At 36.4% G+C, this 15919-nt stretch carries 16 protein-coding genes; 9 read left to right on the forward strand and 7 right to left on the reverse strand.

Annotated features, from left to right (window positions below; translation table 11 throughout):
* Window positions 1-10: 10 nt before the first annotated feature.
* From mnmG to ACFILU_RS04920, 4 genes are read left to right on the forward strand one after another with little or no spacing between them, the layout of a single operon-like run.
* On the forward strand, window positions 11-1879 hold the full coding sequence (mnmG, locus tag ACFILU_RS04905; RefSeq protein ID WP_375674979.1) for a tRNA uridine-5-carboxymethylaminomethyl(34) synthesis enzyme MnmG: 1869 nt from the start codon (window positions 11-13) through the stop codon (window positions 1877-1879).
* Window positions 1879-2526 carry a 16S rRNA (guanine(527)-N(7))-methyltransferase RsmG gene (rsmG, locus tag ACFILU_RS04910; RefSeq protein ID WP_375674981.1) on the forward strand — a complete coding sequence of 216 codons (648 nt, stop codon included), beginning with the start codon at window positions 1879-1881 and terminating at the stop codon, window positions 2524-2526. The genes mnmG and rsmG overlap by 1 nt, the downstream gene beginning before the upstream one ends.
* 6 nt (window positions 2527-2532) lie before the next feature.
* Window positions 2533-3330: a ParA family protein gene (locus ACFILU_RS04915; RefSeq protein ID WP_273790170.1), complete on the forward strand. Its 798-nt coding sequence runs from the start codon at window positions 2533-2535 to the stop codon at window positions 3328-3330.
* A 40-nt stretch (window positions 3331-3370) separates the two neighbouring features.
* Window positions 3371-4267, forward strand: a complete 897-nt coding sequence (locus ACFILU_RS04920; protein ID WP_375674982.1) for a ParB/RepB/Spo0J family partition protein — start codon at window positions 3371-3373, stop codon at window positions 4265-4267.
* A gap of 21 nt (window positions 4268-4288) precedes the next feature.
* Here the strand turns inward: ACFILU_RS04920 and ACFILU_RS04925 are convergent, their stop codons facing one another.
* The 7 genes from ACFILU_RS04925 to dapF form a co-directional block, all read right to left on the reverse strand.
* Window positions 4289-4756, reverse strand: coding sequence for a hypothetical protein (locus ACFILU_RS04925; protein ID WP_375643031.1), 468 nt, complete (start codon window positions 4754-4756; stop codon window positions 4289-4291).
* A 196-nt stretch (window positions 4757-4952) separates the two neighbouring features.
* Window positions 4953-5450, reverse strand: a complete 498-nt coding sequence (locus ACFILU_RS04930; RefSeq protein ID WP_375674984.1) for a hypothetical protein — start codon at window positions 5448-5450, stop codon at window positions 4953-4955.
* Between the two features lie 2 nt (window positions 5451-5452).
* Window positions 5453-6214: a hydroxyacylglutathione hydrolase gene (gene gloB / locus ACFILU_RS04935; protein WP_375663337.1), complete on the reverse strand. Its 762-nt coding sequence runs from the start codon at window positions 6212-6214 to the stop codon at window positions 5453-5455.
* 62 nt (window positions 6215-6276) lie between these two features.
* The gene (locus tag ACFILU_RS04940) at window positions 6277-6963 is read right to left on the reverse strand and encodes a septation protein A (RefSeq protein WP_273790165.1); all 687 of its coding nucleotides are present in this window, start codon (window positions 6961-6963) and stop codon (window positions 6277-6279) included.
* Entirely contained in the window at window positions 6960-8213 is a 1254-nt protein-coding gene (gene ftsY, locus ACFILU_RS04945) for a signal recognition particle-docking protein FtsY (protein ID WP_273790164.1), read from the reverse strand. Before ftsY ends, ACFILU_RS04940 begins: the two co-directional genes overlap by 4 nt.
* Window positions 8214-8227: 14 nt before the next feature.
* Window positions 8228-9511 carry a tRNA (N(6)-L-threonylcarbamoyladenosine(37)-C(2))-methylthiotransferase MtaB gene (gene mtaB, locus ACFILU_RS04950; protein ID WP_273790163.1) on the reverse strand — a complete coding sequence of 428 codons (1284 nt, stop codon included), beginning with the start codon at window positions 9509-9511 and terminating at the stop codon, window positions 8228-8230.
* Window positions 9511-10362, reverse strand: coding sequence for a diaminopimelate epimerase (gene dapF, locus ACFILU_RS04955; RefSeq protein WP_375674985.1), 852 nt, complete (start codon window positions 10360-10362; stop codon window positions 9511-9513). Before dapF ends, mtaB begins: the two co-directional genes overlap by 1 nt.
* Before the next feature lie 226 nt (window positions 10363-10588).
* On the opposite strand from dapF, the gene ACFILU_RS04960 reads away from it, so the two are divergent.
* The 5 genes from ACFILU_RS04960 to sucD all read left to right on the forward strand — a co-directional run bounded on the left by ACFILU_RS04960 (window position 10589) and on the right by sucD (window position 15881).
* Window positions 10589-11134 carry an AprI/Inh family metalloprotease inhibitor gene (locus ACFILU_RS04960; protein WP_273790161.1) on the forward strand — a complete coding sequence of 182 codons (546 nt, stop codon included), beginning with the start codon at window positions 10589-10591 and terminating at the stop codon, window positions 11132-11134.
* 98 nt (window positions 11135-11232) lie between these two features.
* The gene (gene zapE / locus ACFILU_RS04965) at window positions 11233-12432 is read left to right on the forward strand and encodes a cell division protein ZapE (RefSeq protein WP_375675041.1); all 1200 of its coding nucleotides are present in this window, start codon (window positions 11233-11235) and stop codon (window positions 12430-12432) included.
* A 288-nt stretch (window positions 12433-12720) separates the two neighbouring features.
* Entirely contained in the window at window positions 12721-13683 is a 963-nt protein-coding gene (mdh, locus tag ACFILU_RS04970) for a malate dehydrogenase (protein WP_273790160.1), read from the forward strand.
* Window positions 13684-13778: 95 nt separating this feature from the next.
* Window positions 13779-14975: an ADP-forming succinate--CoA ligase subunit beta gene (gene sucC, locus ACFILU_RS04975; RefSeq protein WP_273790159.1), complete on the forward strand. Its 1197-nt coding sequence runs from the start codon at window positions 13779-13781 to the stop codon at window positions 14973-14975.
* Between the two features lie 3 nt (window positions 14976-14978).
* On the forward strand, window positions 14979-15881 hold the full coding sequence (gene sucD / locus ACFILU_RS04980) for a succinate--CoA ligase subunit alpha (RefSeq protein WP_273790158.1): 903 nt from the start codon (window positions 14979-14981) through the stop codon (window positions 15879-15881).
* Window positions 15882-15919 lie beyond the last annotated feature (38 nt).

A 15919-nucleotide genomic window follows, 5' to 3' on the forward strand; every position in this document is an offset into this window, starting at 1 on the left:
AATGAATTAAATGCAATCATATGATGTTGTTATTGTTGGTGGTGGTCATGCTGGCTGTGAGGCAGCTTCAGCTTCAGCGCGTGTAGGAGCCAAAACAGCGCTTGTTACACATAAAATATCAGCATTGGGAACAATGTCGTGTAATCCTGCTATTGGTGGACTTGGAAAAGGGCATCTAGTTCGTGAAATAGATGCATTAGATGGTCTCATGGGAAGAGCAGCAGATGCTGCTGGAATTCAGTTTAGACTACTTAATAGACATAAAGGACCGGCAGTAAGAGGACCACGAACACAGGCAGATAGACAACTTTATAAAAAAGAAATTCAAAAATTATTAAAAGAACAAGAAAATCTTACTCTTATTGAGGATGAAGTTATTGATCTGGTTGTTAAAGATAATTGTGTATCAGGTGTTATTTTAAAAAAACAAGGAACAATTTTTTCTGGTGCTGTTGTTTTAACAACAGGGACATTTTTAAATGGCTTTATTCATATTGGTAATAAAACATGGGCTGCTGGTCGTATGGGAGATCAGTCAAGTGTAAAACTTGCTGAACATTTGAAAAAATATCATATAAAATTTGGACGATTAAAAACAGGAACCCCTGCTCGTTTGAGTAAAAAAACAATTGCTTGGGAAGCTCTCCAAAAACAACAAGCAGATGAAAATCCCATACCCTTTTCTCTTTTAACAGAGAAAATTGAACAACCACAAATTGAATGTGCAATAACACGTACAAATGAGAAAACACATCAAATTATTCGCGATAATATTTATCGTTCTGCTTTATATTCTGGAAATATTGAAGGGTTAGGACCACGTTATTGTCCTTCTGTTGAAGATAAAATTGTGAAATTTGGAGAACGTGATGGACATCAGATCTTTCTAGAACCAGAAGGATTAAATGATGATACTGTTTATCCAAATGGTCTTTCTACTTCTCTTCCTGAAGATGTGCAAATTTCTCTATTGAAAACCATTGAAGGCTTGGAAAATGCTATAGTTTTGCAACCTGGTTATGCTATTGAATATGATTTTGTTAATCCACAACAATTAAAGAGAAGCTTAGAATTACGCTCTTTACCAGGTTTGTTCTTAGCAGGACAAATTAATGGTACAACAGGATATGAGGAAGCAGCAGCACAAGGACTTTTAGCTGGATTAAATGCTGCACGTAAAGTAGGTAAATTAGATGAAATACTTATAAGTCGATCTACGGCTTATATTGGTGTTATGGTTGATGATTTGGTTTCACGTGGTGTTTGTGAACCTTATAGGATGTTTACATCACGTGCCGAATTTCGTTTATCTTTACGATCTGATAATGCTGATACGCGTTTAACACCTTTGGCACAAAAATGGGGTATTGTGAGTAAAATACGTTGGGAATGTTATCAGAAAAAACAACAACGGCTTGATCAAGCACGATCAATATGTCAAAATATTTTTTTTACACCTAATGAAGCTTCTGCTCATGGATTACATGTTAATCATGATGGAATTCGGCGTTCGGCTTATGATTTTCTTGCTTATCCTCATATGACCTTAGAGCGTCTTTCAGATTTTTGGCCACAATTACAAAAAATTGATTCTAAAACAGCAGAATCTTTAGAAATTGAAGCACGATATGCGGTTTATTTAGATAAACAAGCACAAGATATTGCTTCTCTTCAGAGAGATGAGCGTTTAGAAATTCCTTCTTCTCTTGATATTCAGGCAATTTCAGGTCTTTCAAATGAACTTAAATCAAAAATTAAAGAAGTATCGCCGCGTTCAATTGCTGATGCACAAAAAATTGATGGCATGACACCCGCTGCGTTATCTCTTATTATTACATATATTCAACGTCAACGACGTGAAAAGGCTAAAACAGCTTAATGGATTTTTCTATAGAAAAAAAATATCAACAATTATTAAATATTGTTCCTTCTGTTTCACGTGAAACAATGGAAAATTTAATTCAGTTTGAGTCTTTAATACTTCAATGGAATGCGCATATTAATTTGATATCTGCTACAACAATACCAGATCTATGGACACGACATATTTTAGATTCAGCACAAATTTTTCCTTTGTATGCTCATTCTTTACATTGGTGTGATTTAGGATCAGGAGGAGGTTTTCCTGCAATTGTGATTGCTATCTTTTTGAAAGAAAAAAAAGAAGGACATATTAATCTTGTTGAAAGTAATGGCAAAAAAGTTGCTTTTTTGCGAACAATTATTGCTCAACTTAATCTTCCAGCAACGGTTTATCACGCTAGGATTGAAGATATATATCAAAAAATTCCCATGTCTGATATTATAACGGCACGGGGATTAGCGCCGCTTAATACTCTTTTACAACTTATTTTTCCTTTATTAACAGAAAAAACTATAGCTCTTTTGCAAAAAGGTCGGGATTACGCTACAGAAATAAAAAATGCCTCTGCCAATTGGCACTTTGATCTGTTAAAACATAAAAGTAAAGTTGATGAAAATTCTGTTATTTTGGAAATTTCTCATATTCGATCATATAGAGGGTAGAGCAAAATGAGCGAAACACGAATTATCGCTATTGCAAACCAAAAGGGTGGAGTCGGAAAAACAACCACAGCAATTAATCTTGCAACAGCTTTAGCAGCCATTGGTGAAAATGTTCTTATTATGGATGTTGATCCACAAGGTAATGCAAGTACTGGTTTGGGGATTGATCGTAATAGCCGTCCTTTATCGTCTTATGATGTTTTGGTTTCGGGCGTTTCAATTACACAGGCGGCTTTAAAAACAGCTGTACCCAATCTTTATATAGTTCCCTCTACACTTGATCTCTTAGGTGTGGAAATGGAAATTTCTTCATCAAAAGATCGCATACAACGCTTACGTAAAGCTCTCTATGATGATCCGGAAATGGAAAAAAAATTCAATTATATTTTAATTGATTGTCCTCCCTCCCTTAATCTTTTAACACTTAATGCTATGGGGGCCGCGGATTCTGTTTTGGTACCTATGCAGTGTGAATTTTTAGCACTTGAAGGTTTAAGTCAATTACTTGAAACAGTAAAACAAGTGCGATCCGTACTTAATCCATCTTTAGAAATCCAAGGTATTGTTCTAACAATGTATGATGGACGTAATAACCTTTCAAATCAAGTTGTTGAAGATGTACGTTCTTTTATGGGAGATAAAGTTTATCGTACTGTTATTCCACGAAATGTAAGAGTATCAGAAGCACCTTCTTTTGGAAAACCTGTATTGCTTTATGATCTCAAATGTGCTGGAAGCCAAGCTTATTTGCGTCTAGCATCAGAAATGATACAACGTGAAAAACAAGCACGCGCTGCTGCTTAAAAATATAAAAAAATAATCTAAAAATTCAAAGAGAAAAATTATGAATGATGATCTCTCAAAAAAAAGACTAGGACGTGGATTAGCTGCATTGATTGGAGATATCAATTTAAACAACAATATTGCACGTTCATCAAGCTTTGATAAATTAAATGAATCCGGTAGTATTTCTGAGCGATTTATTTCTATTGAATCTATTTCATGTAATCCTCACAATCCTCGGCGTCATTTTACTGAAACAGAGCTTGATAATTTGGCACAATCAATTCGTCAACACGGTGTGGTTCAACCGGTTATTGTAAGGCCTTTAAGAGATCATCCTCATCGGTTTGAATTGATTGCGGGTGAACGGCGCTGGCGTGCAGCACAACGTGCGAATTTAAGTCAATTACCCGTTATTATTCGTGATGTGGACGATAAAACCGCTTTGGAATTGGCTATTATTGAAAATGTTCAGCGGGCAGATCTTAATCCTATCGAAGAAGCAAAAGGATATGAGATGCTTTTGAATGAGCATGATTATACACAAGTAGATTTAGCACAAATTATTGGAAAAAGTCGTAGTCATGTTGCAAATACGCTTCGTTTATTAAAACTTCCAGAAAGAGTACAACAATTCTTAACGGATGGACAACTTTCTGCTGGTCATGCACGTTGTCTTATAACCGTTGATGATCCACAAAATTTAGCTGAGAAAATTATTCGTGAAGGGCTTTCAGTACGTCAAACAGAAATACTTGCATATGAGAAAGCCAATCCTAAAACTAAAAAGCGTACCAATACGGAAAAAGATGCTGAAACAAAATCTTTAGAAAAATTACTTGCAGATGTGATAGGAATGAAAGTTATTATTCGGCATGGTAAAAAAGGTGGCGATTTAAAAATACATTACTCTTCATTAGAACAATTAGATGAAATTTGTCGGCGTTTACAAAGTTAATCAATTGTTATAAAAAGATTTTTAACAGTTATCTCTTAAAATTTGGATTATTCTATACATATGTTCTTTAACAAATTCTAGATTTCTTGAAGGTAAAGAGTTTTTTTCATAAGTATAATTTTCCTCATCAGTAAGTACATATAATGTTGCTTTAAGTGCTAGGTGAGCAACAACAAAATCTTTTGGTGTGATATTATTTTCTTTTAAAATATTCACAAGTTTTGGATTATTAGAAATATAGGCAGCATATTTTTCAATATGATCATCATAAGTATTGATATCACTTTTTGTATTTGTTTGTTCTGGTTCTGAAGCTAAATTTCTACATTCTTCTTTGATTTTTTCCAGCTTTAAAAGAATATTTTCTGTTAAGGGATAATTTGCAATGAAAGGTGGTATAAAAGAAGGATCATCTATTTCTTGTTTTTTTTCTTGAGCGTATGATACAAAAGGAAAAATGAAGAAAAAACACAATAGAAGTTTAAACATGACTAAAAATTATCCTTTCTTTTTTGAATTTCAATAAATACTTTTCCGTCTGTTATTCTTTATTTTTAGAAAAACATTTGTAAATATAATCGAAATAAAAACAATTATTAGGAATGATAAAAATACGGTGATTTTTTAATGCACTGACTTCTTTATTAGATTAAAGGGGTGATATTTTCTAACATTTCATAACTGATTAGTTGCTCAAAATGAGTTTTTCACAGCTATCTAAAAGAATTGTTGCTTTGTAAAAATGTTTTTTAACAAATTCAAGATTGTTTAGAAATATAGTATTTTTCTCAGTAGAATATTCCTTTTCAGGTGCAAATATGAGAAGCGCGGATATTTCTTTAAGTACTAAGTTTCCAGCAGCAAAATCTTCTGGTTTGATATTATTTTTTTTAAAAATATTCATAAGTTTTGGTTTACTAGAAATATAGGTAGTGTAGTTTTCAATATTAGAGTGGATACTAGAATCATAAGTGATAAGATCATTTTTTGTTTCTGGAAGTAAATTTTCACATTCTTTTTCAATTTTTTCCAGTTTTAAAAAAAGATCTTCTGTTAAGGGATAATTTGCAATGAGAGGGGATATAAGAGAAGAATTATCTGTTTCCTTTTCCTCTGCTCTTGTTAGTTGAATATGTATCACGAAAAGAAAAAGGAGAAACAAACGTAATACGAACTTAAGCATGGTTAAAAATTATCCTTTCTTCTTCGAATTTCAGCAAAAACTTCTTCATCTGTTTCTTCTTCCATTACAAGGTTCCTTCGCAACACACTATCATCCCAGCGGAGAAAGGGATTGGTGGCTTTTTCTTGCCCTAAAGTGACAGGTAAAGTCATAGCGTTTTTTGCACGTAGCAAAAAAACTTCCTCTATTCTTTGGTGGAGTTTTTTATTATGTGGGTCAATTGTTAGTGCGAAAAGAGCGTTATTTTTTGTATATTCATGTCCACAATAGAGAAGTGTTTCATCAGGAAGTTTACGAAGTTTTTTTAAAGAATTTAACATTTGTGCAGGTGTTCCTTCGAAAAGACGTCCACAGCCCAATGAAAAAAGTGTATCTCCAGCAAAGAGTAAACTCTTCTCAGGAAAATAGTAAGATAATGCGCCTAAAGTATGACCAGGTGTTGAAAGAGCTAAAAGCAGGTGTGTGCCAAAAGAAAAACTTTCATCAGGTTGAAGTGTTTGATCAAGATAATTGATCTTTTCTTTTTCTGCTTCTGGCCCGATAACCATAGCGTTGTAAACTTGTTTTAATTCTGATAGGGCTTCTACATGGTCGTGATGATGATGAGTTACAAAAATAGTGTTAAGTGTCCAATTGTGGCGCTTTAAGGCGTTATGAATAGCTCCACCTTCAGGAGCATCTATTGCAGCTGTCATACCACTTTTTTCATCATGAATGAGTATACCAAAATTGTCTTCTCGACAAATAAACTGTTCAATCAACATATTTTTTCTCCCGAACAGTGTTTGGCGATGAATCTATAAAATAATCGGTAGTGGTGATTTTTTTAAGAATCAGATTTGTCCTCTTCTGTAAAAAGTCCTTTTGAATGTTTTATAATTATAGGCATTTGGGTAAGCATGAAAAGGACTGTTATAGGCATGACGCCAAATACTTTGAAACTTGTCCAGAAATTATCGCTAAAATTACGCCAAATTATTTCATTCAAAAGGGCAAGAAAAATGAAAAAAAACGCCCAACGATAGGTAAGTTTTTGCCAACCTAAATCATCAAGTTTTAAGGTAGAATCAAGAGCATAACGTAAAAGTGGTTTTTTAAAAAACATCCCACCAAAAAGTATAAAAGCAAATAAGCTATTAATGATTGTCGGTTTCATTTTTATGAAAGTTTCATTATGAAGCCAGAGAGTTAGAAAGCCAAAAACTAAAACAAATATTCCCGAAATAAGAGGCATAATAGGAATTTGTCTTGCAAGGATCCATGATAAGCTTAGGGAAATAATTATCGCTACCATGAAAATAGCTGTTGCAGGGAAAATAGATTTGTTAAAATTTTGAAAAAATCCAATGTTTTTTATCAGCCATTCTCCCTTATAATTGGCAAAAAAGAAGGCAACCAATGGACCCATTTCCAAAAGAAACTTAAGTGTTGGTGAGAGAGATTTTTTTTTATTGTTATTCATTTTTTTTTCAGAATTATTGTGTAAATTAGGATTAGATAAAGGCTGTTTCATGCATGTTTTCCTGCGATAGTTTCGGCAAAGTCAGAAGCAGAAAAGGGTTGAAGGTCTTCAATATCTTCTCCTATACCGATAAAATAAACGGGTAATTTATATTTTGCTGCGATAGCGACAAGAATTCCTCCTCGTGCAGTCCCATCTAGCTTTGTCATGACTAAACCATTAACACCAGCAATATCGCGGAAAATATCTACTTGGTTGAGTGCATTTTGTCCGGTTGTTGCATCAAGCGTTTGAAGGATTGTATGGGGTGCTTGGGGGGTATGTTTTTTTAAAACACGAATAATTTTTGCTAATTCATCCATCAATTCAGATTTATTTTGTAAACGCCCTGCTGTATCAATAATTAATACATCACTGTTTGTTTTTTTTGCTTTTTCATAAGCATCAAATGCTAAGCTGGCGGCATCTGCACCCAATTTTGTTGAAATAACAGGAGAATTGGTACGTTCACCCCAGATGTGTAGTTGCTCAATAGCTGCGGCTCGGAAAGTATCACCAGCTGCCAGCATAACTTTTAATCCCCCTTCTGTTAATTTTGCTGAAAGTTTTCCAATAGTTGTCGTTTTTCCAGTGCCATTTACACCTACCAGCAAAATAACATGCGGTTTATGGCTGAGATCAAGTTCCAATGGTATTGCAACAGGTTCCAGAACTTTTTTGACCTCATCCGCTACAATAGTATGAATATCATCTGGGGAGAGGTCTTTTCCGTAACGACTGGAAGCTAAAGTATTTGTGATGCGTGTTGCCGTCTCTACACCTATGTCAGCTTGGATAAGAATATCTTCGAGCTCTTGCAATGTGTCTTCATCAAGTTTTCTTTTAACAAAGAGATCGCTAATTGATCCGCTTAAGCGTTGTGAAGAAAGGGATAGACCTTTTTTAAGGCGCCCAAACCACGCTGTCTTTTTTTGTTCAACAGAAGGTTCAGATAAAATTTCTTCATTCTTTTTTTCACGGATGTTGTCTGTGACAATAATTTTACCGGAAAAAGGAATTTTATCAGAACGGGATTCTAGAAATGGAGATTTTTCATCATATTTTGTAAGTATTGACTCTGGATTTTTTGTTTGTTCTTCTTTTTCTGTGTCTATAGAAACTTGGTTATTTTTTGTCTTTTCATTTTTGTCTTTATTTTCTTCTATTATATCGCTTTTATCAGGAATAGAAATCTGTTGTTCAATTTCTTGCTCTTGAGATTTGTTAAAAGAGAATATTTTTTTAATAAAAGATTTCGTCATAAGAATTTTCCTGCTCAAGCAGCGTTTAATTTTGGAAGGACAGCAATCAATTTATCGCCATCATGATCAACGATAAGGGCTTGAACAATTGTTCCTGCTTTTGCACCTTTAACCTGTACAAGGGTATAATCTTCTGTTCGTCCGATTTCATCTTTTTCAACGAGAATTGTTTGTAGACTGTTTTGTAAATGAGCAAGATGCTTTTGGTAAGCCATCTCACCTGCTTTACGCAATTTTTCAGCACGCATCTTAACTATTTTACGGTTGATTTGTGGCATACGTGCGGCAGGTGTTCCTTCTCTTGGACTAAAGGGGAAGACATGGAGATGGGTTAAATTACAATCTTTGATTAAAACAAGACTGTTTTGAAACATCTCTTCTGTTTCTGTAGGAAAACCAGCAATTAAGTCAGCACCATACACCATTGTAGGACGTTTGGCACGCAACTCTTGGCAAAATTGAATGGCATGTTCGCGCAGATGACGCCGTTTCATCCGTTTTAAAATCATATTATCACCTGCTTGCAAAGATAAATGCAAATGGGGCATGATTCTTGTTTCATAAGCTAAAAGATTGATGAGTTCTTCGTCTGCTTCAATAGAGTCAATAGATGAGAGGCGTAATCGCGTTAAGTCAGGAACATGATGCAAAATTGCTGAAGTTAATTTTCCTAGAGTAGCTTTTCCAGGAAGGTCGTGGCCATAACTTGTAAGGTCAACACCTGTAAGGACCACCTCTTGGATACCCCCACCTATCAGCTTTTTAATTTGTTCTATGACAGCACCCATGGGAACTGAACGAGATGGTCCTCGTCCATAAGGAATAATGCAAAATGTACAGCGATGATCACATCCGTTTTGTACCTGTACAAAAGCGCGGGTGCGCTCTTGCATTGCACTGACCATATGTGGGGCAATTTTTTGTACTTCCATAATGTCATTGATACGCACCTTTTCAGAATGATTAATACCAAAATCAGGAAGTTGACGATAAGAATGGGCGTGAAGTTTATCTTCGTTTCCTAAAACGAGATCCACTTCTGTCATTGAGGCAAAATTTTGTGCTTCTGTTTGGGCTGCACACCCTGTTACAATGATACGCGCATGAGGATTTTCACGTCGTGCTTTGCGGATAGCTTGTTTTGCTTGTCGTACGGCTTCGGCAGTGACAGCACAAGTATTAAAGATAATAGCACCATCTTTAAGTTGATCTAGCCCTGAAGAAGTACTTTCTTTGCGAATGATTTCCGATTCGTAGCTGTTAAGTCGACAACCAAAAGTTACAATTTCTATTGCCATCAGGAGTGATCCTTTTTGTAGGACCCTGTTAAAGGGCTTAAAAAACCACTAAATTGATATTTTATTGGTCCTGTCATAATAATGTGATCGTCTTCTCGGTAAAAAATATTAAGTGTTCCCTTTGGTAAGTTCACATCAATATGGCGCTCTGTAAGTCCACGACGATAAGCAGCCACTGCACTTGCACAAGCAGCACTCCCACATGCTTGTGTTAATCCTGCTCCTCGCTCCCATGTACGTAAATTTAGACTTTTCTTTGACGTTATGCAAGCAATGGAAATATTGCACCGTTCGGGAAACAGGGGATCATGTTCAAGGTTTGGCCCATATTCCTCTAATGGAATATGTTGAATATCATTTCCAACAAAAAAGATAGCATGGAGATTGCCAATGGATATGAGACAAGCGTCTTTTAGGGGACCAGCCGTAATTTCTACGTGATTGGTATCAACTATTTCACGTGAAACAGGCATCTCTTTTGCATTGAAATTTGGGCATCCCATATCAACAGAAATGAGATTGTCGGTTTGGTATTTCCCTTCAATAATTCCAGCGGGAGTTTCTAAATGAAATTTTTCACCAAAATTGTGATCTTTAAGCCATGCGATGACACAGCGGGTACCATTGCCACAAGCTTTAGCCATTGATCCGTCGGCATTCCATATTTCGATGCGGAAGTTGGCTTTTTTCTGGGTTGGTGTGTGGATAGCCATGATTTGATCAAAATGCATTTCAGGATCTGCTGACAAAGCAAGGATTGCTTTTGGTGTAAGAGCATGAGTGCTTTCACGCATATCAACAACAATAATTTGATTTCCAAGACCGTCCATTTTGCTAAATGGCGTTTTCATGAAACTTCTCTATTTCTAATGATTACTTATAAAAGAGATATATGGCTGAAAATATTATAAATTTCCAGTGTTTAATAAATATAAAATTTGGTACATAAGTTATTTCGTTTAAAATAAGTGATTTTAACCTGTTTTTTTTAATTTGTTAATTTATCTTTGTAACTATAACAAATATTCGCTTAATTTTTTTGTGAACTTATTTATTGTCGTGGGAGAGAGTACAGACATGGCGTTTTCAAGAGTTTCGTTTTTCGTTGCACTATCAACTGTAATGTTTTTAGGGGGATGTTCAACAACACGGTTTGATGGTAATGACGATAATAACGCATTAGAAGTTTTTTATCCATCTCAACAAATGACAATATTGGAAGCGTCTGATCTGTCGTCTCCTTCTTCGTCGATATCTGAAGACGCAAACGCTTCGGTGTATGAAAAAGGAGATTCTCAGAGCGATGGACGAATGGCTAGTCTCGAATTGCCAAGCAGTGCCACTGATTTATTTCCTGCAAGTATTGCTGGGGTATGGAATCTTTCTATGGGAGGAAAAGTTTGCCGGATTGCAACTCCACAAACAAAGTTTGGAAAAGGGTACCGTGCTGGTCCTTTACACTGTCCAGGAATTGCTTCCCAAGTGAGGTCGTGGGACGTTAAAGGAAAAAGATTATATTTTTATAATAACTCTGGACGTGTTATCCTCGTTCTTTATTCTTCAAATGTTGATCGTTTTGAGGGACGTACACTTGATGATCATCCCGTTGTTTTAAGTCGTTAAATCATTTTTGACCGTTTATGACAAGCTAAGCTAGACGGACAGATTCGTGAAAAGTATTAGTATTTTTCATTGAGATCGGTTTGAAAAAGGTTTTTTGGATGCTTCTCGTTTCAACACGTTATAAGGAGCTTGTCGCTAAAGGAGAGGTTTGTTTTGATCCCGCTCAATTAGCTATAACAGAATATTTTGATCATTTATTAAAAAAAATTACGGAACAAAATATCTCTCGTCCTTGGACTTGGATATTTTGCTCTCTCTTTAATAGAATATTTAAAAGGAAAAAACAAAATATTTCTTGTGTTGTAAAACAAGGAGATGAAACAGGTTTTTTTCAGGGACTGTATATTTATGGTGAAGTAGGACGGGGCAAAACCATGCTGATGGATTTGTTCTTTTCTTGTTTGCCTAAAGGTCATAAAAAGCGTGCCCATTTTAATGATTTTATGGCTGATGTGCATGAGCGTATTAATTTTTATCGTCAAGCATCTGGGTGTGCAAAATTTAAACAAGATAATCCTATTTTAGCTGTTGCTGAGGATCTTGCACGAGAAGCAAAAATACTTTGTTTTGATGAGTTTAGTGTAACAGATATTGCTGATGCTATGGTATTGGGGCGGCTTATTTCTGCTTTGTTTGATAAAGGAATTTTCTTTATTGCAACCTCAAATGTGGCGCCGGATAACCTTTATTGTAACGGTTTAAATCGTGAACTCTTTTTGCCTTTTATTCAAGTTTTGAAAGCATATGTTCGCGTTGTTAATCTTGATGCAAAAACAGATTATCGCCTTGAAAAATCAAATCTACAACAGGTGTATGTGTCGCCGTTGGGGGTCCCGGCAAATGAATATATGGATCAAGCATGGGCACTTGTATTGCAAGGACATAAGGAGACATCTGATGAGCTTTCTATAAAAGGGCGCCTTATTCCTATTCCGCGCTTTGGTGCAGGATGTGCTCGTTTTGATTATGGGGATTTATGTGCAAAGCCTTTGGCCGCGGCTGAATATTTGTTATTAGGAGAGCGTTATCATACGATTTTTATTGATAATGTACCGGTCATGGATGATACATGTCGCAATGAAACAAAACGGTTTATTTTGCTTATTGATATTCTTTATGAGCGCCACATACGGTTGTTTATGTCGGCTGCGGCAGGGGTAGGGGATTTGTATAAAGGGCATGCGCAGATTACGGAAACATTTGAATTTAAAAGAACACAATCACGTCTTTTCGAAATGCAAAGCTACGATTATTTAAAACTTTGGGAAGAACATTTTCTTTTGAAGAAGAAGCATTGATTATACTTTTACCTTTACGTAAACTGTAAAAACAATAACTTTTTGAAATTAAAGAAATATAATAATTCTGTTGTATTTTTTTTAAATTCACTTTATCGATACATCGTGATAATTTTCTAATAGTTGTTTCAGCGGAGGGTTGTTGTTTCTGTAAAGAGAGAAATTTGTAAATTTCATTTCTTTACTCCTTTTTATGATATTGTTTGAATATGGTTGAAGTCAAAAATATTCAGTATACGGACGCTGATGGGTGTGCGCTGAATTATCTAAAAGTTAGGAAAAAATAAAATGGCACGGAAAAAAATAGCTCTCATTGGTTCAGGTATGATTGGTGGTACTTTAGCACATATTATTGGGCTTAAAGAGCTTGCTGATGTGGTCTTATTTGATATTGCAGAAGGTGTGCCACAAGGTAAGGCTCTAGATATCGCCGAATCTTCTCCTGTTGATGGTTTTGATATCAGTCTAAAAGGTGCTAATGCTTATGAAACAATTGAAGGTGCTGATGTTGTTATTGTAACAGCAGGCGTTGCGCGAAAACCTGGTATGAGCCGTGATGAACTTTTGGGCATTAATTTAAAGGTTATGGAACAAGTTGGAGCTGGAATTAAAAAATACGCTTCTTCGGCGTTTGTTATTTGTATTACTAATCCCCTTGATGCGATGGTGTGGGCTTTGCAGAAATTTTCAGGTCTCCCTACACATAAAGTGGTTGGTATGGCAGGTGTTCTTGATTCAGCGCGTTTTCGTCATTTCTTATCTGAGGAATTTAAGGTCTCTATTAAAGATGTGACAGCGTTTGTTTTAGGGGGCCACGGTGATACAATGGTTCCTCTCGTGCGTTATTCAACGGTTGGTGGTATTTCTTTGCCTGATCTTGTAAAGATGGGCTGGACAACACAGGAAAGAATTGATCAAATTATCCAGCGTACCCGCGATGGTGGTGCAGAAATTATTGGTTTGTTAAAAACAGGTTCTGCTTATTATGCACCAGCAGCTTCTGCTGTTTCTATGGCTGAGGCTTATCTAAAGGACACTAAGCGTGTTGTGCCTGTTGCAGCTTATCTTTCAGGAGAATATGGGGTTAATGATACTTACGTTGGTGTTCCTGTTGTACTTGGTGCAGGTGGTGTTGAACGAGTCATTGAAATTGATCTTGATAAAGAAGAAAGAGGTGCTTTTGATCATTCAGTAAATGCGGTTAAAAAGCTTTGTGAAGCTTGTATTGCTCTTGTACCTAGTCTCAAGTAAATTGAACAAGGTTTAATTCATTAAAATAAGTATTTAGAATATTAAAACTTTAGGATTAATAAGATCCATGATCCATAAAAGAAAAGGACAAATGCATGAATATCCATGAGTATCAGGCCAAACGTCTGCTTCATGAATATGGAGCACCAATTGCAAATGGTGTCGCTGTTTATTCTGTAGAGCAAGCGGAAAAATGGGCGGAAAAATTGCCCGGACCTCTCTATGTGGTTAAAAGTCAGATACACGCTGGTGGTCGTGGTAAGGGTAAGTTTAAAGAACTTGATCCTGATGCAAAGGGTGGTGTTCGGCTTGCACAATCTGTTGAAGAAGTTGTTGCAAATGTTCAAGAAATGCTTGGAAAAACTTTGGTAACCAAACAAACTGGTCCAGAGGGTAAGCAGGTCAACCGCCTTTATATTGAAGACGGTGCCGATATTGAACGGGAGCTTTATCTTTCACTTTTGGTTGATCGTAGCATTGGTCGAATTGCTTTTGTTGTTTCAACAGAAGGTGGAATGGATATTGAAACGGTTGCTGAAGAGACACCAGAAAAAATATTCACGCTTCCCATTGATGCTGGAGAGGGTGTTACTTCTGCTGATTGTGCAAGACTTTGTGATGCGTTGAAACTACAAAGTAGTGCGCGAGAAGATGGTGAAAAGCTTTTTCCGATTCTCTATAAGGCATTTTGTGAAAAAGATATGAGCCTTTTAGAAATCAATCCACTTATTGTGATGAAAGATGGTCGTTTGCGTGTTCTTGATGCGAAAGTTTCTTTTGATAATAATGCTCTGTTTCGTCATCCAGATATTTTAGAATTACGCGATCTTTCAGAGGAAGATCCAAAGGAAATAGAAGCATCAAAGCATGATCTTGCTTATGTTGCTCTTGAGGGTACGATTGGTTGCATGGTTAATGGTGCTGGGCTTGCTATGGCAACAATGGATATCATTAAGCTTTATGGAGCAGAGCCAGCGAATTTTTTGGATGTTGGTGGTGGAGCATCAAAAGAAAAGGTGACAGCTGCTTTTAAGATTATTACGGCCGATCCAAATGTTAAGGGCATTTTGGTTAACATTTTTGGTGGTATTATGCGTTGTGATGTCATTGCTGAAGGTGTGGTTGCTGCTGTTCGTGAGGTTGGTTTAAAAGTTCCCTTGGTTGTTCGTCTTGAAGGCACTAATGTTGAGCAGGGTAAAGCAATTATTAATGAGAGTGGTTTGAATGTTATTCCTGCTGATGATTTAGATGATGCTGCCCAAAAAATTGTTGCAGCCGTGAAGGGAGCTTAAGCTATGTCGATTCTTGTGAATAAAGAGACAAAAGTTCTAGTTCAAGGGCTTACAGGAAAAACAGGAACATTTCATACAGAACAGGCGCTTGCTTATCATGGTACGCAAATGGTTGGTGGCGTTAATCCTAAAAAGGGTGGAGAAACATGGGAAGGTTCAAAAGGTGAAACTCTTCCTATCTTTGCTAATGTTGCAGAAGCAAAAGAAAAAACAGGCGCGGATGCTTCCGTTATTTATGTTCCTCCTGCAGGGGCTGCGGCAGCTATTATAGAGGCTATTGAAGCTGAAATTCGTTTAATTATCTGTATTACGGAAGGTATTCCCGTTATGGATATGGTTAAAGTGAAGGCGCGATTAGAAAACTCAAAGTCTCGTCTTATTGGTCCTAATTGTCCCGGTATTCTTACACCAAATGAATGTAAAATTGGTATTATGCCTGGTTCTATTTTTAGAAAAGGTTCTGTTGGGGTTGTCTCGAGGTCGGGAACTTTAACTTATGAAGCCGTTTTTCAGACGAGTCAGGAAGGTCTCGGACAAACAACTGCTATAGGGATTGGTGGTGATCCTGTTAAGGGTACTGAATTTATTGATGTGTTGGAAATGTTTTTAGCAGATGATGAAACTCAGTCTATTGTTATGATTGGTGAGATTGGTGGTTCTGCTGAAGAAGAAGCAGCACAGTTTCTGCAAGATGAAGCAAGAAAAGGTCGAAAAAAGCCAGTTGTTGGCTTTATTGCTGGCCGTACGGCTCCTCCAGGACGTACAATGGGACATGCCGGTGCTGTTATTTCTGGTGGTAAGGGTGGAGCAGAAGATAAAATTGCAGCAATGGAATCAGCAGGGATTCGTGTGTCTTCTTCACCATCACAGATAGGTAAGACTTTGATGTCAGTTTTGAAAGGCTAAAAGAAAGTTTCACCTGAATAAGCAAAGGTTCTTAGATT

The organism is Bartonella sp. CL100XZDX, assembly GCF_042195375.1.
Lineage (GTDB): Bacteria > Pseudomonadota > Alphaproteobacteria > Rhizobiales > Rhizobiaceae > Bartonella.

Bases quoted from the DNA above. Each gene is read 5' to 3' on its own strand.
- mnmG (WP_375674979.1), top strand. From the start codon at position 11: ATGCAATCATATGATGTTGTTATTGTTGGTGGTGGTCATGCTGGCTGT.
- rsmG (WP_375674981.1), top strand. From the start codon at position 1,879: ATGGATTTTTCTATAGAAAAAAAATATCAACAATTATTAAATATTGTT.
- ACFILU_RS04915 (WP_273790170.1), top strand. From the start codon at position 2,533: ATGAGCGAAACACGAATTATCGCTATTGCAAACCAAAAGGGTGGAGTC.
- ACFILU_RS04920 (WP_375674982.1), top strand. From the start codon at position 3,371: ATGAATGATGATCTCTCAAAAAAAAGACTAGGACGTGGATTAGCTGCA.
- ACFILU_RS04925 (WP_375643031.1), bottom strand. From the start codon at position 4,756: ATGTTTAAACTTCTATTGTGTTTTTTCTTCATTTTTCCTTTTGTATCA.
- ACFILU_RS04930 (WP_375674984.1), bottom strand. From the start codon at position 5,450: ATGCTTAAGTTCGTATTACGTTTGTTTCTCCTTTTTCTTTTCGTGATA.
- gloB (WP_375663337.1), bottom strand. From the start codon at position 6,214: ATGTTGATTGAACAGTTTATTTGTCGAGAAGACAATTTTGGTATACTC.
- ACFILU_RS04940 (WP_273790165.1), bottom strand. From the start codon at position 6,963: ATGAAACAGCCTTTATCTAATCCTAATTTACACAATAATTCTGAAAAA.
- ftsY (WP_273790164.1), bottom strand. From the start codon at position 8,213: ATGACGAAATCTTTTATTAAAAAAATATTCTCTTTTAACAAATCTCAA.
- mtaB (WP_273790163.1), bottom strand. From the start codon at position 9,511: ATGGCAATAGAAATTGTAACTTTTGGTTGTCGACTTAACAGCTACGAA.
- dapF (WP_375674985.1), bottom strand. From the start codon at position 10,362: ATGAAAACGCCATTTAGCAAAATGGACGGTCTTGGAAATCAAATTATT.
- ACFILU_RS04960 (WP_273790161.1), top strand. From the start codon at position 10,589: ATGGCGTTTTCAAGAGTTTCGTTTTTCGTTGCACTATCAACTGTAATG.
- zapE (WP_375675041.1), top strand. From the start codon at position 11,233: ATGCTTCTCGTTTCAACACGTTATAAGGAGCTTGTCGCTAAAGGAGAG.
- mdh (WP_273790160.1), top strand. From the start codon at position 12,721: ATGGCACGGAAAAAAATAGCTCTCATTGGTTCAGGTATGATTGGTGGT.
- sucC (WP_273790159.1), top strand. From the start codon at position 13,779: ATGAATATCCATGAGTATCAGGCCAAACGTCTGCTTCATGAATATGGA.
- sucD (WP_273790158.1), top strand. From the start codon at position 14,979: ATGTCGATTCTTGTGAATAAAGAGACAAAAGTTCTAGTTCAAGGGCTT.